The following is a 22,829-nucleotide window of genomic DNA, read 5'->3' on the forward strand; positions in this document are numbered from 1 at the left end:
CGCGGGTGGGCCGGCGCGGTGCGGTCACTGATGGCGGCGGCGGTCCATCAGCGACACCTGGTGGTCGCGGACCGTGTGCCCTTCCTGCGGTGAGGCGGTCCAGTGTCCGTCGGGACCGAGTTCCCAGCAGCGGGTCGCCGGATCCATCGCGGATTCGAAGATGTCACTGAGTTGCGCGGTCAGCCGCGGATCCTTCACCTGCGCCATCACCTCGACGCGGCGGTCGAGATTGCGGTGCATCATGTCGGCGCTGCCGATCCAGAATTCGTCGATGCCTCGGAAGTGGATCACCCGCGAATGTTCCAGGAACCGGCCGAGGATCGACCGCACGACGATGTTGTCGGAGAAGCCCTCGGCTCCGGGGCGCAGCGCACAGATACCGCGCACCACCACCTCGACGCGCACGCCGGCCTGCGACGCGCGGTACAGCGCGTCGATCACCTGCTCGTCGACCAAGGCGTTGGCTTTCAGCCGGATCCGGCCCTCGGCGCCGTCAAGGGTGGCGGCCACCTCGCGCTCGATGCGCTCGATGATGCCCTTGCGCACACTGTGCGGCGCCACCAGCAGGTTGCGGTAGGAGACCTTGCGGGAGTATCCGGTCAGCGAATTGAACAGATCGGTGAGGTCGGCGCCGATGTCCGGCGCGGCGGTCAGCAGACCGACGTCCTCGTACAGACGCGCGGTCTTCGGGTTGTAGTTGCCGGTGCCGATGTGGCAGTAACGCCGGATCACCGAACCCTCGCGGCGCACCACGAGCGCGGTCTTGCAGTGGGTTTTCAGACCGATGAGCCCGTAGACCACGTGCACGCCGGCCTGCTCCAGTGCGCGGGCCCACTTGATGTTGGCCTGCTCGTCGAAGCGGGCCTTGATCTCGACGAGCGCCACCACCTGCTTCCCGGCCTCGGCGGCGTCGATGAGCGCGTTGACGATCGGCGAATCACCCGACGTCCGGTACAGGGTCTGCTTGATCGCCAGCACATTCGGGTCGGCGGCGGCCTGTTCGATGAAGCGCTGCACCGTCGTGGAGAACGAGTCGTACGGGTGGTGCACCAGCACGTCCCCGTCGCGCAGGGTCGCGAAGATGCTCTTGGGCGTCTCGCGCTCGCCGAACGCCGGTGGGGTGGCCGGCACGAACGGCCGGTCCTTGAGCGCGGGCCGGTCGACGGCGTAGATCTGCCACAGCGCCGACAGGTCGAGCAGTCCGGGCACCTGCACCACGTCCCCGGGGAACACGTCGAGTTCACGCAGCAGCAGCTCGAGCATGCTCTCGGTCATGTCATCGGACACCTCGAGGCGCACCGGGGAGCCGAACCGCCTGCGCGCCAACTCCCGTTCCAGCGCCTGCAGCAGATCCTCGTCGCGGTCCTCCTCGACCTCGAAGTCCGCGTTGCGCGTGATCCGGAAGGCGTGATGCTCCACGATCTCCAGCCCCGGGAACAGCACCGGCAGGAACGCCGCGATCAGCTCCTCCATCGGCAGGAAGCGCACCGTGGCATCGGTGGCGCCGAGTTCGACGAACCGGTCGACGTTGTCGGGCACCTTGATCCGGGCGAAGTGCTGACCGCCGTCCTCGGGTTGGCGGACGGTGATCGCCAGGTTGAGCGAGAGCCCGCTGACGAACGGGAACGGGTGGGCCGGGTCGACCGCCAGCGGGGTCAGTACGGGGAAGACCTGCTCGTGGAAGTAGGTCGACAGCCGGGCGCGTTCGGCGTCGTCGAGTTCGGCCCACGTGACGATCACGATGCCCTGATCGCCCAGGGCCGGGCGGACCGAGTCGAGGAAGACCCGCGCGTGCCGGGAGGCGATCTGCTGGGTGCGCTCGCTGATCCGGCGCAGCTGTTCGCGCGGCGACAGATCGTCGGCCGACCGCACCGACAGCCCCATCTCGTCGCGGCGTTTGAGGCCCGCCACGCGCACCATGTAGAACTCGTCGAGGTTCGACGCGAAGATCGCGAGGAACTTGGCCCGTTCCAGCAGAGGCAGTGAGGTGTCCGCGGCCAGCGCGAGCACCCGGGCGTTGAAGTCCAGCCAGCTCAGCTCGCGGTTGAGGTAGCGGTCCTCGGGCAGCGCGTCGACGATCGCGGGGGCGGTCAGGGCAGGAGGAGCGGCGGGTGGCGCCTCCGGCGCCGGATCACCGGACACCCGTTCGGCGTCCTCCGTCCTGATGTCGGCCTCGGCTTCGGTCATGGATTCGATCCTTCCCTATCCTGCGGGCGCCCTGCCACCGCGTACCCGAGTTGTTCACCTTTACGCCTCGATGGCCACCGCGGTGCGTGGGCCGACGCCGAGCCGGCGCGCGGCCGTCAGATCGTCGGGGGTGTCGATGTCGCACCGCAGCCCGGGCCAGGCCCCGGTCAGCTCGACCGCCCCCGAATGCCGGTGGCGCCGAGCCGAATCGCGTCCGAACAGCGGCGCCAGCCCGGTCCCGAACCCGAACAGGGCGGCGGTGCCGGTGCCGTGCCGGTCGCCGACGAAGCTGCGCGGGTGGGACCGGGCCGCGGTGATCGCCTCGTGCAGTTCGCCCGGTCGCAGAGCCGGCAGATCGCCCTGCAGGGCAACGACATTCGGCACCGATGCGCGCAGTGCGGCCTCGGCCGCACCGATCGCGTTGTTCAGCGGGTCGGGGTGGCCGTCGGGGGTGGGGTCGGGGAGGACTTGGGCGCCCAGGTCGCGGGCGGCCCCGGCGGCGACGGGATCCGGGGTGACGACGGTGACCGCGGCGACCTGAGCGGCCGCGGAGATCGTGTCGACGAGCATCGCCAGCACCACCGACTCCCGGGTCGTCGAGGAGAAGATCGGCGCCAGCCGCGTCTTCGCGGCGGCCAGCCGTTTGACGGCGATCACCACCGCCACGTCCGCGTCCGTTCCGGGCCGGGCGGCGTCGGTGCTCGTGGTGCCGCGCATGTGCGTCATCCTGCCAGCCCGCGGTCGATCGGCCGACGGCGTCGGGTGCAACGGGCCTGCGCGCTAGGGTGAAGCCGTGGTGGCTGCGGCGGTGATGGGTGCGGGTGCGTGGGGCACCGCATTGGCCAAAGTGCTCGCTGACGCGGGCAACTCGGTGACGCTGTGGGCTCGCCGGCCTGAGGTGGCCGCCGAGATCAACGACACCCACCGCAACAGCGGCTACCTCGACGACGTCGCGCTGCCGGCCACCGTGCGCGCGACCAGCGACCCCGCCGAGGCGCTCACCGGTGCCTGCACGGTCCTGCTCGGCGTCCCCGCCCAGCAGCTGCGGGCCAACCTCGAGTCGTGGAAGGGACTGATCGGTGACGACGCCACGCTGGTCAGCCTGGCCAAGGGCATCGAACTCGATACGCTGATGCGGATGAGCCAGGTGATCGGGCAGGTCACCGGCGTCGACCCGGCGCGGGTGGCGGTGATCACCGGCCCGAACCTGGCCAGTGAGATCGCCGAGGAACAGCCCGCCGCCACCGTGGTCGCCTGCAACGACTCGGGTCGCGCCGTCACCCTGCAGCGCGCCCTGGCCACCGGGTACCTGCGGCCCTACACCAATCCCGACGTCGTGGGCGCCGAGATCGGCGGTGCCTGCAAGAACGTCATCGCGCTGGCCTGCGGCATGGCCGTCGGCGTCGGCCTGGGCGAGAACACGGTGGCCGCGATCATCACCCGCGGGCTCGCCGAGATCATGCGGCTGGGCCTGGCCCTCGGCGCGAACCCCGCGACGCTGGCCGGGCTCGCCGGGGTCGGCGACCTGGTGGCGACGTGCACCTCGCCGCATTCGCGCAACCGCACTTTCGGGGAGCGGCTGGGCCGTGGCGGCACCATGGATTCCGCGCTGGCCGCGGCCGGCGGTCACGTCGCCGAAGGCGTCACCTCCTGCCGGTCGGTGCTCGCGTTGGCCGCCAGCTACGACGTCGAGATGCCGCTGACCGACGCGGTCAACCGGGTATGCCACAAGGGGCTGTCGGTCGACGAAGCGATCTCGCTGCTGCTGGGCCGCAGCACCAAACCGGAGTAGCGCGACGTGGCGGGCTCGTACGGCGACTCGACGCGCAGCGTGAAAGCCACTGCCGCGCAAGCGGTTCCCGGCGAGCCGGTGAGCTCGCCACCGGTGCCCGTCTCGGCCTACCACCTGTCGCCGGACGAGGCCGAGCCGCTGGACACCTACGGCCGGGGCTCCAATCCCACCTGGCGGCGCCTCGAAGCGGCGCTCGCCGACCTGGAGGGCGCGTCCGGCGCCCTGGTGTTCGGCTCCGGCATGGCCGCCGTCACCTGCGCACTGCGGGTGCTGACCCGGCCCGGCTCGCGCCTGGTGGTGCCGGCCGACGGCTACTACCAGGTGCGCCGCTATGCCGCGGAATACCTTGCTCCACATGGCGTCACGGTGATCGAGGCGGCCGCCGACGCAATGTGCGAGGCGGCCGGGCACGCCGACGTGGTGCTGGCCGAGACGCCGGCGAACCCCGGCCTGGATGTGGTGGACCTGCACCGGCTGGCGATGACCTGCCGGGGGCGGGGAACCACGCTCGTGGTCGACAACACCACCGCCACACCGCTGGGCCAGCAACCACTGTCGCTGGGGGCCGACCTGGTGGTGGCCAGTGCCACCAAGGCACTGTCCGGTCACAGTGACCTGATCGCCGGTTACGTCGCCGGGAGCCACCCCGAATTGATGGCCGGGCTGGAACGTGACCGGCTGCTGGCCGGGCCGGTCCTCGGGGCGTTCGAGGCGTGGCTGGTGCTGCGCAGCCTCGGCAGCGCGGGTCTGCGGTTCGAGCGGCAGTGCCAGAACGCCCAGGCGGTCGCGATGCTGCTGCGCGGGCACCCGGCGGTGCGGCGGGTGCGCTATCCCGGTCTGCCCGAAGACCCGGCGCACGCGGTCGCCTGCAGGCAGATGAAGCGGTTCGGCGGTTTGGTGTCGATGGAACTCGCCGACGCGGCCGCAGTGCACGCGCTGGTGGAGCGCAGCGCGCTGCTGGTCGCCTCCACCAGCTTCGGCGGTATCCACACGTCGATCGACCGCCGGGCGCGCTGGGGGGATCCGGTCCCGGAGGGGTTCGCCCGGTTGTCGATGGGCATCGAGGACACCGACGACCTGATCGCGGACCTGGACGCGGCGCTGAGCTGACCGCGGGCGCGTCATCGAATCGTGCCCTGACCGAACGGGACGGTAGCCTCTCCAGATTGTGACTGCCCCCAACCAGCGCACCCGCGTTGCCGTCGTGTACGGCGGGCGCAGCTCCGAGCACGCCATCTCCTGCGTTTCCGCAGGCAGCATCCTGCGCAACCTGGACCCGCAACGCTTCGAGGTGGTCGCGGTCGGTATCACCCCGGGCGGATCGTGGGTGCTCACCGACGGCAGCCCGGACGCGCTGGCGATCGCCGACGGCCGGCTGCCCGAGGTGGACGCGGCGGCGGGCACCGCGCTGGCGCTGCCCGCCGACCCGGGCCGCCACGGCGAGCTCGTCTCGCTCGATCACACCGCCGCCGGCCAGGTCCTCGCCTCGGTCGACGTGGTGTTCCCCGTGCTGCACGGCCCCTACGGTGAGGACGGCACCATCCAGGGCCTGCTCGAACTCGCCGGCGTGCCGTACGTGGGGGCCGGGGTGCTGGCCAGCGCGGCCGGGATGGACAAGGAGTTCACCAAGAAGCTGCTCGTCGCCGAGGGGCTCCCGGTCGGCGACCACGTCGTCCTGCGGCCCGGGACCGCCACGGTCGGTCTCGACGACCGCGAACGGCTCGGCCTGCCGGTGTTCGTCAAACCGGCGCGCGGCGGTTCGTCGATCGGGGTGAGCCGGGTGTCGACCTGGGACGAGCTGCCGGCCGCGGTCGAGGCCGCCCGCCGGCACGACCCCAAGGTCATCGTCGAGGCCGCGGTGCCCGGCCGGGAACTCGAATGCGGCGTGCTGGAGTACCCGGACGGCCGGGTCGAGGCGAGCATTGTCGGCGAGATCCGCGTGGCCGGGGTGCGCGGCCGCGAGGACGGCTTCTACGACTTCGCCACCAAGTACCTCGAGGAGGGCGCCGAACTCGACGTGCCCGCCAAGATCGAAGACGACGTCGCCGAGGAGATCCGCCGCCTGGCGATCCGGGCGTTCCGCGCCATCGACTGTCAGGGGCTGGCCCGGGTCGACTTCTTCCTCACCGACGACGGGCCGGTCGTCAACGAGATCAACACCATGCCCGGCTTCACCACCATCTCGATGTATCCGCGGATGTGGGCGGCCAGCGGTGTTGACTACCCGACACTGCTCGCGGCCATGGTCGACACCGCGGTGGCCCGGGGGACCGGGCTGCGCTAGCGGGGCGGGCCCGGGTCCAGTGGGCGGGCCGGCATGGTGTCGGCCAGCACCCGCGACATGACCTGGATCGGCGTCGGCCCGGAATCGCGCGGCAGTGTGAGCGCGACGTACACGGGGCGGTCGACGGCATACCAGGTGCTGCGGGTCTGCTCGGGCTCCTGCCTGCTGCCGGGGGCGGCCTCCTCGCCGACGCGGAACCACGAGACCGCGTCGACGACCTGAAGCGGAGCCCCGACCACGAAGTCCACGGGGCGGTCCAGCCCGCACCGCAGGATGATCGCCTCGGTGTCCGGCCCGGCCTGCCACGCCGCCGCGCCCGCGGGGGTCGGCTCGGCCGTCGGCGCGCGCCGGAAGTCGCCGAGCAGGTCCGGAACGGCGGTCAGCAGCGCCCGGCACTCGGGCCCGTCGGCCCGGGGCGCGGGCACCGCGGCGATCGCGACCGGCCGTTGCTCCGGGCTGCCCTGGCGGACGGCGGCGATCCCGAGCACCACCACCAGGGCGGCGACGGCCACCAGGATCGCCGCGATCATCAGCGCTCGCGGTGGTCCGTCGCGGACATCGGGATTCACACGAGCAACCCTAGGGGTGCGCACCGTTCGCGATCGGGCAGGTCAGCGTCCGCGTGATCCCGCCGACCTGCTGGACGCTCGGCACGACGGCCGACTGCAGGTCATCGAGGGTGTCGGCGCCCACGCGCACCACGACGTCGTACGGGCCGGTGACGTACTCCGCCGACCGCACGCCGGGCAGGCCGGCCAGCTGCGCGGCGACCACCGCGGCACGGCCCACCTCGGTCTGGATCAGCATGAACGCCTCGACCACGTGTGCTCGCCTCCGTCCCACCCCATAGACTCCGGGGACCAAACGTACCGCAGGTCGAGCCGGTGCTGCGCGTCGTGACGACCGCCGGATGGAGGCGACATGGGGCCCCGCGAACCCGCCGAGAGCCTGGCCGAGGTGGGCGAATTCGCGGTGATCGAGGCGCTGACCCGGGGGCGCGCGCAACCGGCGTCGGTGGCCGTGGGACCCGGCGACGACGCGGCCGTGCTGGCGTTCGCCGACGGCCGCACCGTCGTCAGCACCGACATGCTCGTCGAGGGCAGGCACTTCCGGCGGGACTGGTCCACTCCGCATGACATCGGCCGTAAGGCGATCGCCCAGAACGCCGCCGACGTGGAGGCGATGGGCGCGTCGCCCACCGCGTTCGTCGTCGCGTTCGGTGTGCCCGCCGACACCGCGGCCACCGCCGCGCTGGAGCTGTCCGAGGGGATGTGGGACGAGGCTCGCTCGCTGCGGGCGGGCATCGTCGGCGGCGATCTGGTGACCGCGCCGCAGTGGGTGGTCTCGGTGACGGTGCTGGGTGATCTGGCCGGCCGGGCACCGGTGCGCCGCGACGGGGCGCGGCCCGGCGACGTGGTGGCGGTGGCCGGTGAGCTCGGCCGGTCCGCGGCCGGATTTCTCATGTGGGACAAAGCCATCGAAGGGTTCGAGACGCTGCGGGCACGGCACCTCGTGCCGGTCCCGCCCTACGGGCAGGGGGCGGCGGCGGCGCAGGCCGGTGCCACCTCGATGACCGACGTCTCCGACGGCCTGCTGGCCGACCTCGGCCACATCGCCGACGCCTCCGGATGCCGGATCGACGTCCGGCGGGACGGGCTGCGCGACGACCACGCCGCCGTGGGACCGGCGGCGGACGTCGCCGGGGTGGACGCGTGGGAGCTCGTGCTCGGCGGCGGTGAGGACCACGCGCTGGTCGCGACGTTCCCGGGGGCGCCACCGCAGGGGTGGCGGGCGATCGGACGCGTGGTGGACGGCCCGCCCGACGTCCTCGTCGACGGCGGCGACTGGGCCGGGCACCGGGGATGGCAGTCGTTCTGAACCCGACCCGCTAAGTTGGCGTGCCGTGACCGCACACCCTCTGGAGGAACTCGTCGAAGACGGCTGGGCGCAGGCGCTGGCGCCGGTGCGCGATCAGGTGGCGCGGATGGGGGAGTTCCTGCGCGCCGAACTCGCCGCCGGGCAGCGCTACCTGCCCGCGGGTGCGAACGTGTTGCGCGCGTTCTCGTTTCCGTTCGACCGGGTGCGCGTGCTCATCGTCGGGCAGGACCCGTATCCGACGCCCGGCCACGCCGTCGGCCTGAGCTTTTCCGTGGCACCCGACGTCCGTCCGCTGCCGCGCAGCCTGGCCAACATCTTCACCGAGTACACCGCCGACCTCGGCCATCCCGCACCGAGCTCCGGGGATCTGTCGCCATGGGCCGAGCGCGGGGTGCTCCTGCTCAACCGGGTGCTCACCGTGCGTCCCGGCACCCCCGCCTCCCACCGCGGCAAGGGCTGGGAGGCGGTCACCGAGTGCGCGATCCGCGCGCTGGTCGCGCGTGAGCAGCCGATGGTGGCGGTGCTGTGGGGCCGCGACGCCGCCACGCTCAAGCCGATGCTGACCGGCAACGCCTGTGTGGCGATCGAGTCACCGCATCCGTCGCCGCTGTCGGCCTCGCGCGGCTTCTTCGGTTCCCGGCCGTTCAGCCGCGCCAACGAGCTGTTGGCGCAGATGGGCGCCGAGCCGATCGACTGGCGGCTGCCGTAGGCGGTGTCAGGGCGCCGGGCTGACCGTGACGTCCGGCAGCTCGGGAACGCTGATGCTCGGCGACGGAATGCTGATGCTCGGCGACGGGATCTCGATCGTGCCGTCGTTCTCCGAGGTCTCCGCCGGCTCGGTGGTCTCGCTGGTCTCCGGGGCGGTCGTCTCGGTGTCACCCTCGCCGCTGTCGCCGCAGGCCGTCAGCGGCCACGCGATCGCCAGGCTCAGGCCCGCGGCGAAGACTGCGGACCGGGAGACCAGACGCCTCGGCGTGGAGGTCGTCGCGTTCATGCGGGCACCCCTTCCTCTGGGGCCGGACCCGGATGTCCGGTCATCCGGTGCGGTACCCGGGCCTGCGCCCACGAAACCGATGTCAGCCCACGCCGGGTATCGGCGGCGGGGACGGGATGGGCGGGGGTGCCGGAATCGCCGGCGGCGCCGGGATCGCGGGCGGGGAGGGGATCTGCACGGTGACGTCGCCGTCGCCGGTGGTGGGCGGCGCCTCCGGACCCGGTGAGGTGGCGCCCGGCGCCGACGTCTCGGTGGGGATGCTCACCGTCACCGACGGGGAGGTCTCGGTGCCGGTCTCCGTGGGAAAGGTGGTGGAGGTGGTGGTCTCAGACGTCGTCGAGGTCTCGCCACCGTCGTCCGACCCGCCGCAGGCGGTGGCCAGCAGTGCCAGCGAGGCCACGGCCGCGGTCAGCGCCGATGTCGTCTTCGCACGCAAAATCATGACGCCCGGCTACCCGGGCGTCATGACAGGCAAACAGGTGGGGGCGTCAGCCGCGGCTGACCTTGCCCGCCTTCAGGCAGGAGGTGCAGACGTTGACGCGCTTCTTGTTGCCACCCGGATGGGTCACGGCACGCACGGTCTGGATGTTCGGATCCCACCGGCGGTTGGTGCGGCGATGAGAGTGCGACACCGACTTGCCGAAGCCGGGGCCCTTTCCGCAGACGTCGCACACGGCGGCCATATCTAGAACTCCTCGGATCAGTCTCTGGGGCCCGGGCCGTACTCTCCGCGACCAGCGCGGCGCTCGACCCGACAACCTGACCAGGATACCGGCCTGGTGGGGGATCGCCAAAACGGCGCGAACCGGTGCGGACCGGTGGTCCACAGCCCGGCCGTCGGGGCGCGGCGGTGTCCGTGGCGGTCGTTAGGCTACGCGCACGAGCGGCGCGCGGGGCGGGAGGTGAGATGGCGGCTGGGCGACTCGACGCGGCGGTGCTGCGCGGCTGGGCGCATGCCGCCGTCGAAGACCTCATCGCCCACACCGACGAGATCAACGGCCTCAACGTGTTCCCGGTCGCCGACGCGGACACCGGCACGAACATGCTGTTCACCATGCGCGCGGCCTGGGTCGAGGGCGAGGCGTGTGCCGAGGCCGACGACGCCGCCGCGGTGGCCGCGGCGCTGGCCACCGGCGCCCTGCACGGGGCCCGGGGCAATTCGGGCGTCATCCTGTCGCAGATCCTGCGCGGCCTCGCCGACACCACCGCCTCGACCGGACCGGGCGGCGTCGACGCCGCGGGCTTCGGTGTGGCGCTGCACCGCGGGGGCGAGCTGGTGGTCGCCTCGCTGGCCGACAGCAAACCCGGCACCATCGTGTCGGTGCTGGCGGCAGCGGCCGGCGCCGCCGAACGCGCCGCCGCCGACGGCGCCGCGCTCACCGACGTGGTCGCCGAGGCCGGCGCCGCCGCTGCGGTGGCGCTCGACCAGACCACCGCCCAGCTGTCGGTGCTGGCCGACGCGGGCGTCGTCGACGCGGGCGGCCGCGGGCTGCTCGTGCTTCTGGACGCGCTCACCCGGGTTCTCACCGGCGCGGCGCCCCGGCGCACCAGGTATGAGGCCGCCGCGCCGCTCGCACACCCCGCCGCCGGGACGTCACCGCAGTTCGAGGTCATGTACCTGCTGACCGGGTGTGACGCCGGCGGTGTGGAGACGCTGCGGGAACGGCTCGACCAGCTCGGCGATTCGGTGGCCATCGCGGCCGCCGGTGAGACCGAAGTCGGCCACTATTCGGTGCACGTCCACTCCGATGACGCCGGCGCCGCGGTGGAGGCCGGACTCGTGGTCGGCACGCCCAGCCGGATCCAGATCACCGCACTGCACGGGGCCACCGCCCGGCCGCAGGGCAGCTGGACCACCGACCGCGCCGTGCTGGCCGTGGTCGACGGTCCGGGCGCGGCGGATCTCTTCGCGGGTGAGGGGGCGCACGTGCTGCGGGCCGGCCGGGACGGCCCGGTCAGCGCCAAACACCTGCTGCGCGCCCTCGTCGACACCGGCGCCGGGCAGGTCATGGTGCTGCCCAACGGATACGTCGCCGCCGAGGAACTGGTGGCCGGCTGCACCGCGGCGATCGGCTGGGGCATCGACGTGGTTCCGGTGCCCGCGGGCTCGATGGTGCAGGGGCTGGCCGCGCTGGCCGTGCACGACCGCGCGCGTCAGGCCGTCGACGACGGCTACACAATGGCGCGGGCAGCGGCCGGCGCCCGGCACGGCACGGTCCGCGTCGCCACCGAGGAGGCGCTCACGTGGGCGGGCACCTGCGCCCCGGGCGACGGGCTGGGAATCTCGGGCGACGAAGTGCTGATCGTCGGGCCCGACGTGTGCGCGGCCGCGGCGGGCCTGATCGACCTGCTGCTGATCTCGGGCGGCGAACTGGTCACGGTGCTGACGGGCGAAGGCGTCGACGAGGCCGTCGGCGACGTTCTGCGTGAGCACGTCCACACCCGCCACCTGGGCACCGAACTGGTCACCTACCACACCGGCCACCGCGGTGACGCGCTGCTGATCGGAGTCGAGTGACATGGCCACGCTGACCGACCGCCTCGACATGGTCATCGGCGCGAAATCGGCGAAGCCGCTGGCCGAGCAGTTCGGCATCCACACCGTCAACGACCTGCTGCGGCACTACCCGCGCAAGTACAGCGACGGCATGACGGTGCGGGGCGAGGGGGAGAGCCTCGACCTCGAAGAGGGCGACCACGTCACGTTCGTCGACGAAATCGCGGCCACCAAGGTGGGGGACATGAAGTCGCTCCCGGGCAAGCGGCCCCGCAAGTGGCTGCGGGTCACGCTGCGCCACCGCGTCCCGACCGTCACCGCCACGTTCTTCAACGCCGACTGGATGATCCCGAAGCTGCCCGTCGGCACGCGGCTGATGCTCTCCGGTGAGGTGAAGTACTTCCGCGAGACCCTGCAGCTGAACCATCCGGCATTCCTCGTCCTCGGATCGCCGGCCGGTAAGACCATCGGCACGAAATCGCTGCGGACGATCGCGGACTCCGCGGACGCCACCGGTGCGGACCTCCTGGCGGCGTTCGAGAAGGAGTTCTTCCCGATCTATCCGGCCAGCGCCAAGGTGCAGAGCTGGGACATCTACGCCTGCGTCCGCCAGGTGCTCCGGGTCCTCGACCCGGTGCCGGAGACGCTGCCGGAGTCTGTTGTGCGCGAGCATGGTTTGGCGTCAGAGGACGCCGCGCTGCGCAACATCCACCTGGCCGAGAACGCGCGTCAGCGCGACGACGCCCGGGAGCGGCTGACCTTCGACGAGGCGATCGGTCTGCAATGGGCGCTGGTATCCCGCCGCCACGGCGAGCTCACCCAGACCGGTCCGCCGGCGCCGCCGCGCAGTGGCGGCCTCCTCGCGGCGATGCGGGAACGCCTCCCCTTCGAGCTCACCAACGGGCAGCGCGAGGTGCTGGACGTGCTGTCGGCCGAGCTGGCGGGCACCCGTCCGATGAACCGCATGCTCCAGGGGGAGGTGGGTTCGGGTAAGACCATCGTCTCGATGCTGGCGATGCTCCAGGTCGTCGACGCGGGTTACCAGTGCGCACTGCTGGCGCCGACCGAAGTGCTTGCGGTCCAACACGACCGTTCGATCCGCCAGATCCTGGGCCCGCTGGCCATGGCCGGGGAGCTCGGTGCCGCGGAGACGGCGACGCGGGTGGCGCTGCTGACCGGTTCCATGCCCGCCGGGCAGAAGAAGCAGGTGCGCACCGAGATCGCGACCGGACAGGCCGGCATCGTCGTCGGCACCCACGCCCTGCTCGAGGACGTGGTCGAGTTCGACAACCTCGGCATGGTCGTGGTCGACGAACAGCACCGGTTCGGCGTCGAGCAACGAGATCGGTTGCGCGACAAGGCCCGCGGCGGTGTGACACCGCATCTGCTGGTGATGACCGCGACGCCGATCCCGCGCACCGTCGCACTGACGGTGTTCGGTGACCTCGAGACCTCCACGCTGCGGGAGTTGCCCCGGGGCCGTCAGCCGATCACGACCAACACCATCTTCGTCTCCCAGCACCCGACATGGCTGGACCGGGCATGGGCCCGCATCACCGAGGAGGTGCGGGCGGGCCGGCAGGCCTACGTCGTGGCCTCCCGCATCGACGAGACCGACAAGCCGGCCACCGACGAGCAGGGCCCGCCACCGGTCACCGTGATCGCACTGCTGGAGAAGCTGCGCAGCGGACCGCTCGCCGGGCTGCGGCTGGGGCTCATGCACGGCCGGCTGTCCGGTGACGAGAAGGACGCCGTCATGTCGGCGTTCCGGGCGGGGGAGATCGACGTGCTGGTGTGCACCACCGTCATCGAGGTCGGCGTCGACGTGCCGAACGCGACCGTCATGGTGGTGATGGACGCCGACCGGTTCGGCATCAGCCAACTCCACCAGCTGCGCGGACGGATCGGGCGCGGTAGTCATCCCAGCCTCTGCCTGTTGGCCACCCGGTTGCCGGAGGGGTCCCGGGCCGGGGCGCGGCTCAAGGCGGTCGCGGGCACGCTCGACGGGTTCGCGCTCGCCGACCTCGACCTCGCCGAGCGCCGGGAAGGCGACGTGCTCGGGCACCACCAGTCCGGCACGCTCAACTCCCTGCACTTCTTGTCGCTGGCCGAACACCTCGAGGTCATCCTGATGGCACGGGCACTGTGCGAAGAGCTGTACGAGACCGCGCCCGGCCACCCGGGCATGGCGGTGCTGTCCGCGCCCTTCACCGGTTCCGACCGCGTCGAGTACCTGGACAAGACATGACCGGCAGGCGGACCGCATGGCTGGCGGCGATGGTGGCGGTCGCGGTGCTGGTCGCGATCGGCGCCGTCACCGCCGACCGGGACGCCGGCCGCTTCGTCGCCCGCGCCGACATCCCCACCGTCGCGCCGGGATCCGACATCCTGGCCGGCGTGGTGGAGATCCCGGTGCGGATCAGCGCCCACGACTACCGCCGCGCCGCGTTCGGCGAGTCGTGGACCGACGACACCGACGCGCCCGGGGGCCGCAACGGCTGCGACACCCGCAACGACATCCTCGAGCGTGACCTGGTCGACAAGACCTACGTGGCGATCTCGCGGTGCCCGAACGCGGTGGCCACCGGCACGCTGTACGACCCGTACACCAACGCCACGGTCGCCTTCACGCGCGGCAACCAGATCGGCGCCTCGGTGCAGATCGACCATCTCGTGCCGCTGGCGCTGGCGTGGGATCTGGGCGCCCGCAACTGGACCGACGAGATGCGCACCCGCTTCGCCAACGATCCGGCGAACCTGCTCGCGGTCAAGGGGGAGGCCAACCAGGACAAGGGCGACGACCAACCCGCGGAGTGGATGCCGCCCAACCGTGCGTTCTGGTGCCAGTACGCGGTGGCGTTCGCCGCCGTGCTGCGCGGCTACGGCCTGCCGATCGACACGCCGTCGGCGGTCGTGCTGCGCGACGCCGCCGCGACGTGCCCGACGAACTGACCCGTCAGGGGCCGGTGTAGGTCTCCGGGTCCGGCCGGAAGCGGGTGCCCTCGTCGAGGCCGTTGAGCGAGGCCATCTGGTCGTCGGACAGCTCGAAGTCGAACACCTCGAGGTTCGACGCGATGCGCTCCGGGGTCGCCGACCGCGAGATGACCACGTTGCCCAGCTGGATGTTCCACCGGAGCAGCACCTGGGCCGGGGTCTTCCCGTGCGCCTCGGCGACCGCGGTGACGGCCGGGTGGTCGAGCAGCCGGCCCACGCCCAGCGGGCCGTAGGCCTCGGTGACGATGCCGTAGCCGGCGTTGATCTGGCGGAGTTCGGCCTGGTTGAGCAGCGGGTGCAGCTCGATCTGGTTGACCGCCGGGGTGAAGAACGACAGGTCGATGATGTTCGACAGGTGCTCGGCGTGGAAGTTGCACACCCCGATCGACCGGGCCAGCCCGTCCTGGCGCAGCTTCATCAGCCCGCCCCAGCTGTCGACGTACTTGCCCTGCTCGCCGGCCGGCCAGTGGATCAGGTACAGGTCGACGTAGTCCACGCCCAGGCGCTCCAAGCTGGCGCGCACCGCGTCCTGCGACGACTGGAAGCCCAGGTCGGCGACGGCCAGTTTGGTGGTCACGAAGATCTCGTCACGGGGGATGCCCGACGTTGCGACGGCCCGACCGACCGCGGCCTCGTTGCCGTAGACCGCTGCGGTGTCGATCAACCGGTAGCCGGCCTCGAGCGCCGCGGCCACCGACCGCTCCGCCTCGGCCTCCGACAGTTCGCCGACGCCCAGCCCGATGAGCGGGATCGTGTTGTCGTCGTTGAGCGTGACGGTGGGAATCGCAGCTGCTGAAGTCATGGGACCTACCCTGTGAAATTGAAGGTACGTGGATCGGGACCCATCCGCGTGCCGTCCTCCAGCGAGGAGACGGACGCCATGTCCTGCTCGCTCAACTCGAAGTCGAACACGTCGAAGTTGCTTTCAATCCGTTGCGGGTTCACCGACTTGGGGATGACGATATTACCGAGTTGGATATGCCACCTAATCAGCACCTGTGCAGGGGTTTTCCCGTGCGCGTCGGCCACCTCGGTCACGGTGGGATTAGTCAGCAGCGAGCCCTGACCCAGCGGACTCCACGCCTCGGTGGCAATCCCCAACTGGGCGTGGGTCTCTCGTAATTCGTGCTGGGGGAGCAGCGGGTGCAGCTCGACCTGGTTGACGGCCGGGACGATGCCGGTCGCGTCGACGAGCCGGTGCAGATGTTCGGGCTCGAAGTTGCTCACCCCGATGGAGCGGATGCGGCCCTCCTCGCGCAGCTTCGCGAATGCCCGGAACGTCTCGATGTAGAGGTCGCGCTCGGGCACCGGCCAGTGAATGAGATAGAGGTCGAGGTAATCGACGCCGACTCGGCTGCGGCTCGCGTCGAACGCGGCGAGCGTGGCGTCATACCCCTGTTCTGAGTTCCACAACTTCGTGACCAGGAACACGTCGTCGCGGCCGAGGCCGGACCCCGCGATCGCCCGTCCCGTCTCTTGCTCGTTGCCGTACGCTGCGGCCGTGTCGATGTGTCGGTAGCCGGCCGCCAGCGCCGCGGCAACCGCACGTTCGGTGTCCTCGGGCGGCGTCTGCCAGACGCCGAGCCCCACCTGAGGTATCGAGTACCCGTCATTCAACGTCACCGAAGGAGCACCCATGACGTCGAGTCTGCCAGCCGCCGCAGCGCCGGTCGGCCCGCCCGCCCCCGGCGCCGACCCGGCGCCGCGTGGGAAGAGCCGGGTGCGTGACGCGCTCGTCAACGCCGCGACGCGGGTGACGCTGCGGGCCATCCCGCTGCTGCCCGATGCGGTCAAGCGGGCGCTGCTCGGCGGGCGCACCGTCACCGTCGACGGGAACACACTCGACATCACCCTGCGGTTTATGCTGGCCGCCCAGCGCGCCGCCGGGCTGGGCGGGCTGGTCGCCAGCGAGGATGTCGCCGTCGCCCGCCGGCAACTGCGGATCACCTCGGCGATGCTGGTCGCCGACATCGAGGGCGACGTCTCCGAGCTGACCGTTCCGGGTCCGGCCGGTCCGATGGCCGCGCGGCTGTACCGGCCGACCGGCGCCGACGCCGACACCGCGCTGCTGGTGTTCTTCCACGGCGGCGGCTTCGTGATCGGCGATCTGGACAGCCACGACGACCTGTGCCGGCTGATCGCCCGCGACGGTGGGCTCAACGTGCTGTCCGTCGACTACCGCCTGGCGCCCGAACACAAGGCGCCGGCCGCGGTCGACGACGCCTACGCGGCGTTCCGCTGGGCGGTCGAGCACGCCGTCGAACTCGGCGCCGACCCGCAGCGCATCGCGGTCGGCGGCGACAGCGCCGGTGGCAACCTGGCCGCGCTGGTGTCGCAGCGCGCCCGCAACGACGGTGTGACGCTGCCGGCGCTGCAACTGCTGATCTATCCGGCCGTCGACCTGTGCAGCGACACCCGGTCCAAGACGCTGTTCGCCGACGGCTACTTCCTCACCCGCCGCGACATGGACTGGTTCATGGAGCAGTACCTCGGCGGCGCGGACGTCGATCCCGCCGATCCTGCGGTGTCGCCGCTGCTGGCCGACGACCTGTCCGGGCTGCCGCCGGCGCTGATCCTCACCGGCGGCTTCGACCCGCTGCGCGACGAAGGCAGGAGCTACGCCGACGCGCTGCGGGCGGCCGGTGTCGAGGTCGACTTCCGCGAGGAGGGCACGCTGGTGCACGCGTTCGCGAACTTCTTCCCGCTCGGCGGCGGCAGCGCGACCGCCACGGCGGCGATGATCTCGGCGCTGCGCGCCCACCTCAGCCGCGGGTAGGACCGCCGGTACGCTAGTCGCGTGGCCACCAAACCCAAGAAGAACCCCCGCTACGACCTCAAGGCGGCCGACCGCAAGCGCAACCTGCTCGTGCAGATCGGTCTCACTGCCGTCGTCGTGGTCTTCGCCGTCGCGCTCGTGCTCTACATCGTCATGTCCGCCGAGGACAAGCCGGCGTCGGGGCAGGCGCAGGCGGTCCGGGTGGCGTCCGACACCCTGATCACCAACGAGGGCACCACCGAGCCCAAGGCCGTCATCTCGCTCTACGAGGACGCGCTGTGCCCGGCGTGCGGCAACTTCGAGCAGCAGTTCGGGCCGACGATCAACAAGCTGATCGACACCGGCGCGGTGGCCGCCGACTACCACATGGTCGGCATCCTCGACGCCCAGGGCGACGGCTATTCGTCGCGGGCCGGCGCCGCGGCGTACTGCGTCGCCGACGAGAACAAGGACGCCTTCCGCCGCTTCCACGCGGCGTTGTTCACCCCGGGTATCCAGCCCCGCGAGGGCGGCGGCAGCTACCCCGACGACGCCCGGCTGGTCGAACTGGCCCGCCAGGCCGGTGCCGGCGGCGAGGTGGCCGAGTGCATCAACAGCGGCCGCTACGTCGACATGGTCGAGGGCATGGCCGCCGCGACCGAGATCCGCGCCACGCCGACCATCCGCATCAACGGTGAGGACTACGACCCGTCGACGCCGGACGCGCTGGTCACCAAGATCAAGGAGATCGTCGGCGAGGTGCCCGGCCTCGACGGTCCCGCCCCCGCCTCCGCCCCGGCGTCATGACGGCCACCGCACCCGACACGGTCGCACCGGACGAGCCCGCCGCCGCACCGCGGCCGGGCCTGTCGGTGGGCATGCCCAGCGCGCTGTGGGTGCTCATCGCCGGTGTGGTCGGTCTGGTGGCGGCGGCGACCCTGACCATCGAGAAGATCGAGCTGCTGATCGATCCCAGCTACACCCCGTCGTGCAGCCTCAACCCGGTGCTGTCGTGCGGGTCGGTGATGGTGACACCGCAGGCGGCGCTGTTCGGGTTCCCCAACCCGCTCATCGGCATCGCCGGCTTCTCGGTGGTGGTGGTGACCGGGGTGCTGGCCGTCGCCAGGGTGCGGTTGCCGCGCTGGTACTGGTCCGGGCTGGCCGTCGGCACGCTGTTGGCGACGGTGTTCGTGCACTGGCTGATCTTCCAGAGCCTCTACCGCATCGGCGCGCTGTGCCCCTACTGCATGGTCGTGTGGGCGGTCACCGTCCCGCTGCTGGTGGTGGTGTCGTCGATCGCGTTGCGGCCCTTGGCCGGTAACGCCGTCGCCCGCGGGGTGTACCAGTGGCGGTGGTCTCTGACCGCGCTGTGGTTCACCGGACTGGTGCTGCTGATCCTGGTGCGCTTCTGGGACTACTGGTCCACCCTGCTCTAGGCCTTGCCCGCGCGCGCGGGATAGGGTAGCGCGTGATCTCCAAAGTCCTGGTCGCCAATCGCGGTGAGATCGCGATACGGGCGTTTCGCGCGGCATATGAGATGGGCATCGCGACCGTGGCGGTGTACCCGTACGAGGACCGCAATTCGCTGCACCGGTTGAAGGCCGACGAGTCCTACCAGATCGGCGAGGTCGGGCATCCCGTCCGGGCCTACCTGTCCGTGGACGAGATCATCCGGGTGGCCCGCGATGCCGGCGCCGACGCCGTCTACCCCGGCTACGGTTTCCTGTCGGAGAATCCCGAACTCGCGGCGGCGTGCGCGCGGGCCGGCATCACGTTCATCGGGCCGGACGCGGACATCCTCGAGCTCACCGGCAACAAGGCCCGGGCCATCGCCGCGGCCCGCGACGCCGGGCTGCCGGTGCTGGCGTCCTCGGCGCCCTCGGCGTCGGTCGACGAGCTGATGACGGCCGCCGAGGCCATGGAGTTCCCGCTGTTCGTCAAGGCGGTGTCCGGTGGCGGTGGGCGCGGGATGCGCCGGGTCGCCGAGCCGGACGCGCTGCGCGAAGCGATCGAGGCGGCGTCGCGCGAGGCCGAGTCGGCGTTCGGCGATCCGACCGTGTACCTGGAACAGGCCGTGGTCAACCCGCGCCACATCGAGGTGCAGATCCTGGCCGACACCCAAGGCGACGTCATGCACCTGTTCGAGCGGGACTGCAGTGTGCAGCGCCGCCACCAGAAGGTCATCGAACTCGCCCCGGCGCCGAACCTGTCGCCCGAGCTGCGCGAGCGCATCTGCGCCGACGCGGTCGCCTTCGCCCGCCAGATCGGCTACCGGTTCGCCGGGACGGTGGAGTTCCTCCTCGACGAGCGGGGCAGGCACGTCTTCATCGAGTGCAATCCGCGCATCCAGGTCGAGCACACCGTCACCGAGGAGATCACCGACGTCGACCTGGTCGCCAGTCAGCTGCGGATCGCCGACGGCGAATCGCTGGCCGACCTCGGCCTGAGCCAGGACACGCTGCAGATCCGGGGTGCGGCGATGCAGTGCCGGATCACCACCGAGGATCCGGCCAACGGCTTCCGGCCCGACACCGGCCGGGTCACCGGGTACCGCTCGCCCGGCGGCGCGGGCATCCGGCTGGACGGCGGGACGGTGCTGGGCGCCGAGATCAGCGCGCACTTCGACTCGATGCTGGTCAAGCTCACCTGCCGGGGACGGGACTTCGCCACCGCGGTGGCGCGGGCGCGCCGCGCGCTGGCGGAGTTCCGGGTGCGCGGGGTCTCCACGAACATCCCGTTCCTGCAGGCGGTGGTCAACGATCCCGACTTCCGGGCCGGGCGGGTCACCACGTCGTTCATCGACGAGCGGCCCTACCTGCTGACCGCCCGCACCCCCGCCGACCGTGGCACCAAGATCCTCAACTACCTCGCCGACGTGACGGTCAACCAGCCCCACGGCGCCCGGCCGTCGTCGGTGTACCCGCAGGACAAGCTGCCGGTCATCGACGTCAACGCCGAACCGGCCGACGGCAGCAAGCAGCGCCTGACCGAGTTGGGTCCGGAGGGGTTCGCGCGCTGGCTGCGCGACTCCCCGGCGGTCGGCGTCACGGATACGACGTTCCGCGATGCCCACCAGTCGCTGCTCGCCACGCGGGTGCGCACCACCGGTCTGCTCATGGTGGCGCCGCACATCGCGCGGATGACACCGCAGCTGCTGTCGATCGAATGCTGGGGCGGGGCCACCTACGACGTCGCACTGCGGTTCCTCAAAGAGGACCCGTGGGAGCGGCTGGCCGCGCTGCGCGAAGCGGTGCCCAACATCTGCCTGCAGATGCTGCTGAGGGGCCGCAACACGGTGGGCTACACGCCCTATCCCGAGAGTGTCACCCACGCCTTCGTGCAGGAGGCGACGGCGACGGGCATCGACATCTACCGGATCTTCGACGCGCTGAACAACGTCGACTCGATGCGTCCGGCGATCGACGCCGTGCGCGAGACCGGCACGGCCGTCGCCGAGGTCGCGATGTCCTACACCGGGGACTGTTCGGATCCGGCCGAGGACCTCTACACGCTGGACTACTACCTGCGGCTGGCGGATCGGATCGTCACCGCGGGCGCGCACGTGCTGGCGATCAAGGACATGGCCGGGCTGCTGCGGCCGCAGGCCGCGGCACTGCTGGTCTCGGCGCTGCGCGAGCGCTTCGACCTGCCGGTGCACGTGCACACCCACGACACCCCGGGCGGTCAGCTCGCCACGTATCTCGCCGCCTGGCAGGCCGGGGCGTCGGCGGTCGACGGGGCGGCCGCGCCGCTGGCGGGCACCACCAGCCAGCCCGCGCTGTCGTCGATCGTGGCGGCCGCCGCGCACACCGACTACGACACCGGCCTGTCGCTGGACGCGGTGTGCGAACTCGAGCCCTACTGGGAGGCGCTGCGAAAGGTGTACGCGCCGTTCGAGTCCGGTCTGCCCGCGCCCACGGGCCGGGTGTACACCCACGAGATCCCCGGCGGGCAGCTGAGCAATCTGCGTCAGCAGGCCATCGCGCTGGGGCTGGGGGACCGGTTCGAGCAGATCGAGGAGGCCTACGCCGGCGCCGACCGGATCCTGGGCCGGCTGGTGAAGGTGACGCCGTCGAGCAAGGTGGTCGGTGACCTCGCGCTGTCCCTGGTGGGCGCGGGTGCGTCGGCCGAGGAGTTCGCGGCCGACCCGGAGCGGTTCGACATCCCCGACAGCGTGATCGGGTTCCTGCGCGGTGAACTCGGCGACCCGCCGGGCGGGTGGCCCGAACCGCTGCGCAGCAAGGCGCTGGCCGGCCGGGCGCCCGCGAAGCCGGTCGAGGAGCTGTCCGCCGAGGACGAGCAGGTGCTGGCCCAACCCGGCCCGAAGCGGCAGGCTGCACTGAACCGGTTGCTGTTCCCCGGCCCGACGCGCGAGTTCGAGGCGCACCGCGACACGTACGGCGACACCTCCCGGCTGAGTGCGAACCAGTTCTTCTACGGTCTGCGCCGCGGCGACGAGCACCGCGTCGAACTCGAACGCGGAGTGGAGTTGCTGATCGGCCTGGAGGCCATCTCCGACCCCGACGAACGCGGCATGCGGACGGTGATGTGCATCCTCAACGGACAGCTGCGCCCGGTGCTGGTGCGCGACCACCACGTGGCCAGCGAGGTGCCGACGGCCGAGAAGGCCGACCGCGCCAACCCCGACCACGTCGCGGCGCCGTTCGCGGGTGTCGTGACGGTCGGCGTCGAGACCGGGGACGAGGTCAGCGCCGGGCAGACCATCGCCACCATCGAGGCCATGAAGATGGAAGCGGCGATCACCGCGCCCAAGGCCGGGACCGTCGAACGCATCGCCGTCTCGGCCACCGCCCAGGTGGAGGGCGGCGACCTGCTGGTGGTCGTCAGCTGACCCGGATCATCGCCGGCACCCTGGGCGGGCGGCGGATCGCGGTGCCGCGCAGCGGAACCCGGCCCACCTCCGACCGGGTGCGCGAATCGCTGTTCAACGTGCTCGATGCGCGGCTCGACCTCGACGACGTGGTGGTCCTCGACCTGTATGCCGGCTCGGGCGCCCTTGGTCTGGAAGCGATCTCGCGCGGCGCCGCCAGAGCCGTCTTCGTCGAGCAGGATCACCGCGCCGCCGAGACGGTGGCGCGCAACGTCACGGCCCTGGGGGTCGGAGCCCGAGCCGAGCTGCGGCGCGCGCCGGTGGCCACGGTGCTGGCCGGCGGTACGGACCGTCCGGCCGGCCTGGTGTTCGCCGACCCGCCCTACGACGTGCCGGTCGCCGAGGTCGAGCAGATGCTCGACGCGCTGGCCCACCACCGATGGCTGTCCGCCGGCGCGGTCGCGGTGATCGAGCGCCGGGCGTCCGGCCCGGCGGTGCGGTGGCCGCCCGGATGGGAGCCCTGGCCCATGCGCCGCTACGGCGACACCCGGCTGGAGATGGCGGAGTTCGGGGGCTCGCCGCGGCGACCCACCGCCGCCACGGTGCCGGTGTGACGG

22 protein-coding genes are annotated in these 22,829 nt (G+C 71.7%); 13 read left to right on the forward strand and 9 right to left on the reverse strand.

Features of this window, described 5'->3' with window-relative positions; all coding sequences use genetic code 11:
* Window positions 1-24 precede the first annotated feature (24 nt).
* Together E4P42_RS05555 and cofC are read right to left on the reverse strand one after the other, a co-directional pair.
* Window positions 25-2,187 carry an RNA degradosome polyphosphate kinase gene (locus E4P42_RS05555; RefSeq protein WP_135123852.1) on the reverse strand — a complete coding sequence of 721 codons (2,163 nt, stop codon included), beginning with the start codon at window positions 2,185-2,187 and terminating at the stop codon, window positions 25-27.
* A gap of 60 nt (window positions 2,188-2,247) precedes the next feature.
* Window positions 2,248-2,904: a 2-phospho-L-lactate guanylyltransferase gene (gene cofC / locus E4P42_RS05560; RefSeq protein ID WP_135123854.1), complete on the reverse strand. Its 657-nt coding sequence runs from the start codon at window positions 2,902-2,904 to the stop codon at window positions 2,248-2,250.
* 94 nt (window positions 2,905-2,998) lie between these two features.
* On the opposite strand from cofC, the gene E4P42_RS05565 reads away from it, so the two are divergent.
* The 3 genes from E4P42_RS05565 to E4P42_RS05575 are packed head-to-tail and all read left to right on the forward strand — an operon-like array spanning window position 2,999 to window position 6,263.
* On the forward strand, window positions 2,999-3,979 hold the full coding sequence (locus E4P42_RS05565; RefSeq protein ID WP_167759371.1) for an NAD(P)H-dependent glycerol-3-phosphate dehydrogenase: 981 nt from the start codon (window positions 2,999-3,001) through the stop codon (window positions 3,977-3,979).
* 6 nt (window positions 3,980-3,985) lie between these two features.
* Entirely contained in the window at window positions 3,986-5,089 is a 1,104-nt protein-coding gene (locus E4P42_RS05570; RefSeq protein ID WP_135123856.1) for a cystathionine gamma-lyase, read from the forward strand.
* A 58-nt stretch (window positions 5,090-5,147) separates the two neighbouring features.
* Window positions 5,148-6,263: a D-alanine--D-alanine ligase family protein gene (locus tag E4P42_RS05575; protein WP_135123858.1), complete on the forward strand. Its 1,116-nt coding sequence runs from the start codon at window positions 5,148-5,150 to the stop codon at window positions 6,261-6,263.
* Here E4P42_RS05575 and E4P42_RS05580 read toward each other — a convergent pair.
* Together E4P42_RS05580 and E4P42_RS05585 are read right to left on the reverse strand one after the other, a co-directional pair.
* Window positions 6,260-6,793, reverse strand: coding sequence for a DUF3515 domain-containing protein (locus E4P42_RS05580; protein WP_135123952.1), 534 nt, complete (start codon window positions 6,791-6,793; stop codon window positions 6,260-6,262). The two genes, E4P42_RS05575 and E4P42_RS05580, sit on opposite strands and share 4 nt — an antisense overlap.
* 49 nt (window positions 6,794-6,842) lie before the next feature.
* Window positions 6,843-7,085 carry an Lrp/AsnC ligand binding domain-containing protein gene (locus E4P42_RS05585; protein WP_209305700.1) on the reverse strand — a complete coding sequence of 81 codons (243 nt, stop codon included), beginning with the start codon at window positions 7,083-7,085 and terminating at the stop codon, window positions 6,843-6,845.
* Window positions 7,086-7,184: 99 nt separating this feature from the next.
* Between E4P42_RS05585 and E4P42_RS05590 the strand changes: the two genes are divergently transcribed.
* Entirely contained in the window at window positions 7,185-8,141 is a 957-nt protein-coding gene (locus tag E4P42_RS05590) for a thiamine-phosphate kinase (protein WP_135123860.1), read from the forward strand.
* Window positions 8,142-8,166: 25 nt separating this feature from the next.
* Window positions 8,167-8,850, forward strand: coding sequence for a uracil-DNA glycosylase (locus E4P42_RS05595; RefSeq protein WP_135123862.1), 684 nt, complete (start codon window positions 8,167-8,169; stop codon window positions 8,848-8,850).
* Between the two features lie 6 nt (window positions 8,851-8,856).
* On the opposite strand, the gene E4P42_RS26925 is transcribed toward E4P42_RS05595, so the two are convergent.
* The 3 genes from E4P42_RS26925 to rpmB form a co-directional block, all read right to left on the reverse strand.
* Complete coding sequence (locus E4P42_RS26925; RefSeq protein WP_167759368.1) at window positions 8,857-9,135, reverse strand: hypothetical protein; 279 nt, start codon at window positions 9,133-9,135, stop codon at window positions 8,857-8,859.
* Between the two features lie 82 nt (window positions 9,136-9,217).
* Window positions 9,218-9,577, reverse strand: coding sequence for a hypothetical protein (locus E4P42_RS05605; protein WP_135123864.1), 360 nt, complete (start codon window positions 9,575-9,577; stop codon window positions 9,218-9,220).
* 46 nt (window positions 9,578-9,623) lie between these two features.
* The gene (rpmB, locus tag E4P42_RS05610; protein ID WP_135123866.1) at window positions 9,624-9,818 is read right to left on the reverse strand and encodes a 50S ribosomal protein L28; all 195 of its coding nucleotides are present in this window, start codon (window positions 9,816-9,818) and stop codon (window positions 9,624-9,626) included.
* Window positions 9,819-10,042: 224 nt separating this feature from the next.
* Between rpmB and E4P42_RS05615 the strand changes: the two genes are divergently transcribed.
* The 3 genes from E4P42_RS05615 to E4P42_RS05625 are packed head-to-tail and all read left to right on the forward strand — an operon-like array spanning window position 10,043 to window position 14,584.
* A complete protein-coding gene (locus tag E4P42_RS05615; protein ID WP_135123868.1) occupies window positions 10,043-11,653 on the forward strand; it encodes a DAK2 domain-containing protein in 1,611 nt (536 codons plus the stop codon).
* Between the two features lies 1 nt (window position 11,654).
* Window positions 11,655-13,880 (forward strand): ATP-dependent DNA helicase RecG, encoded by a 2,226-nt coding sequence (gene recG, locus E4P42_RS05620; protein WP_135123870.1) that lies wholly within the window; start codon window positions 11,655-11,657, stop codon window positions 13,878-13,880.
* The gene (locus tag E4P42_RS05625; RefSeq protein WP_135123872.1) at window positions 13,877-14,584 is read left to right on the forward strand and encodes an HNH endonuclease family protein; all 708 of its coding nucleotides are present in this window, start codon (window positions 13,877-13,879) and stop codon (window positions 14,582-14,584) included. The genes recG and E4P42_RS05625 overlap by 4 nt, the downstream gene beginning before the upstream one ends.
* A 4-nt stretch (window positions 14,585-14,588) precedes the next feature.
* Here the strand turns inward: E4P42_RS05625 and E4P42_RS05630 are convergent, their stop codons facing one another.
* Window positions 14,589-15,428, reverse strand: a complete 840-nt coding sequence (locus E4P42_RS05630; RefSeq protein ID WP_135123874.1) for an aldo/keto reductase — start codon at window positions 15,426-15,428, stop codon at window positions 14,589-14,591.
* A gap of 5 nt (window positions 15,429-15,433) precedes the next feature.
* Complete coding sequence (locus E4P42_RS05635) at window positions 15,434-16,264, reverse strand: aldo/keto reductase (protein ID WP_135123876.1); 831 nt, start codon at window positions 16,262-16,264, stop codon at window positions 15,434-15,436.
* Here E4P42_RS05635 and E4P42_RS05640 point away from each other — a divergent pair.
* Genes E4P42_RS05640 through rsmD form a run of 5 tightly spaced genes read left to right on the forward strand, consistent with a single transcriptional unit; the run spans window position 16,263 to window position 22,826 of the window.
* A complete protein-coding gene (locus tag E4P42_RS05640; protein WP_135123878.1) occupies window positions 16,263-17,402 on the forward strand; it encodes an alpha/beta hydrolase in 1,140 nt (379 codons plus the stop codon). The genes E4P42_RS05635 and E4P42_RS05640 overlap by 2 nt on opposite strands.
* A gap of 21 nt (window positions 17,403-17,423) precedes the next feature.
* On the forward strand, window positions 17,424-18,188 hold the full coding sequence (locus E4P42_RS05645) for a DsbA family protein (RefSeq protein ID WP_135123880.1): 765 nt from the start codon (window positions 17,424-17,426) through the stop codon (window positions 18,186-18,188).
* Window positions 18,185-18,817 carry a vitamin K epoxide reductase family protein gene (locus tag E4P42_RS05650; RefSeq protein ID WP_135123882.1) on the forward strand — a complete coding sequence of 211 codons (633 nt, stop codon included), beginning with the start codon at window positions 18,185-18,187 and terminating at the stop codon, window positions 18,815-18,817. The genes E4P42_RS05645 and E4P42_RS05650 overlap by 4 nt, the downstream gene beginning before the upstream one ends.
* Window positions 18,818-18,849: 32 nt before the next feature.
* Complete coding sequence (locus E4P42_RS05655; RefSeq protein ID WP_135123884.1) at window positions 18,850-22,233, forward strand: pyruvate carboxylase; 3,384 nt, start codon at window positions 18,850-18,852, stop codon at window positions 22,231-22,233.
* Window positions 22,230-22,826, forward strand: coding sequence for a 16S rRNA (guanine(966)-N(2))-methyltransferase RsmD (gene rsmD / locus E4P42_RS05660; RefSeq protein ID WP_135123956.1), 597 nt, complete (start codon window positions 22,230-22,232; stop codon window positions 22,824-22,826). Before E4P42_RS05655 ends, rsmD begins: the two co-directional genes overlap by 4 nt.
* The last annotated feature ends 3 nt before the right edge of the window (window positions 22,827-22,829 follow it).

Origin of the sequence: Mycobacterium sp. PS03-16, assembly GCF_004570325.1 — a bacterium.
Lineage (GTDB): Bacteria > Actinomycetota > Actinomycetes > Mycobacteriales > Mycobacteriaceae > Mycobacterium.

What these genes read in the sequence shown, in the direction of transcription:
- E4P42_RS05555 (WP_135123852.1), bottom strand. Translation starts at nt 2,187, where the DNA reads ATGACCGAAGCCGAGGCCGACATCAGGACGGAGGACGCCGAACGGGTG.
- cofC (WP_135123854.1), bottom strand. Translation starts at nt 2,904, where the DNA reads ATGCGCGGCACCACGAGCACCGACGCCGCCCGGCCCGGAACGGACGCG.
- E4P42_RS05565 (WP_167759371.1), top strand. Translation starts at nt 2,999, where the DNA reads ATGGGTGCGGGTGCGTGGGGCACCGCATTGGCCAAAGTGCTCGCTGAC.
- E4P42_RS05580 (WP_135123952.1), bottom strand. Translation starts at nt 6,793, where the DNA reads ATGATCGCGGCGATCCTGGTGGCCGTCGCCGCCCTGGTGGTGGTGCTC.
- E4P42_RS05590 (WP_135123860.1), top strand. Translation starts at nt 7,185, where the DNA reads ATGGGGCCCCGCGAACCCGCCGAGAGCCTGGCCGAGGTGGGCGAATTC.
- E4P42_RS26925 (WP_167759368.1), bottom strand. Translation starts at nt 9,135, where the DNA reads ATGAACGCGACGACCTCCACGCCGAGGCGTCTGGTCTCCCGGTCCGCA.
- E4P42_RS05605 (WP_135123864.1), bottom strand. Translation starts at nt 9,577, where the DNA reads ATGATTTTGCGTGCGAAGACGACATCGGCGCTGACCGCGGCCGTGGCC.
- rpmB (WP_135123866.1), bottom strand. Translation starts at nt 9,818, where the DNA reads ATGGCCGCCGTGTGCGACGTCTGCGGAAAGGGCCCCGGCTTCGGCAAG.
- E4P42_RS05615 (WP_135123868.1), top strand. Translation starts at nt 10,043, where the DNA reads ATGGCGGCTGGGCGACTCGACGCGGCGGTGCTGCGCGGCTGGGCGCAT.
- recG (WP_135123870.1), top strand. Translation starts at nt 11,655, where the DNA reads ATGGCCACGCTGACCGACCGCCTCGACATGGTCATCGGCGCGAAATCG.
- E4P42_RS05625 (WP_135123872.1), top strand. Translation starts at nt 13,877, where the DNA reads ATGACCGGCAGGCGGACCGCATGGCTGGCGGCGATGGTGGCGGTCGCG.
- E4P42_RS05630 (WP_135123874.1), bottom strand. Translation starts at nt 15,428, where the DNA reads ATGACTTCAGCAGCTGCGATTCCCACCGTCACGCTCAACGACGACAAC.
- E4P42_RS05640 (WP_135123878.1), top strand. Translation starts at nt 16,263, where the DNA reads ATGACGTCGAGTCTGCCAGCCGCCGCAGCGCCGGTCGGCCCGCCCGCC.
- E4P42_RS05635 (WP_135123876.1), bottom strand. Translation starts at nt 16,264, where the DNA reads ATGGGTGCTCCTTCGGTGACGTTGAATGACGGGTACTCGATACCTCAG.
- E4P42_RS05650 (WP_135123882.1), top strand. Translation starts at nt 18,185, where the DNA reads ATGACGGCCACCGCACCCGACACGGTCGCACCGGACGAGCCCGCCGCC.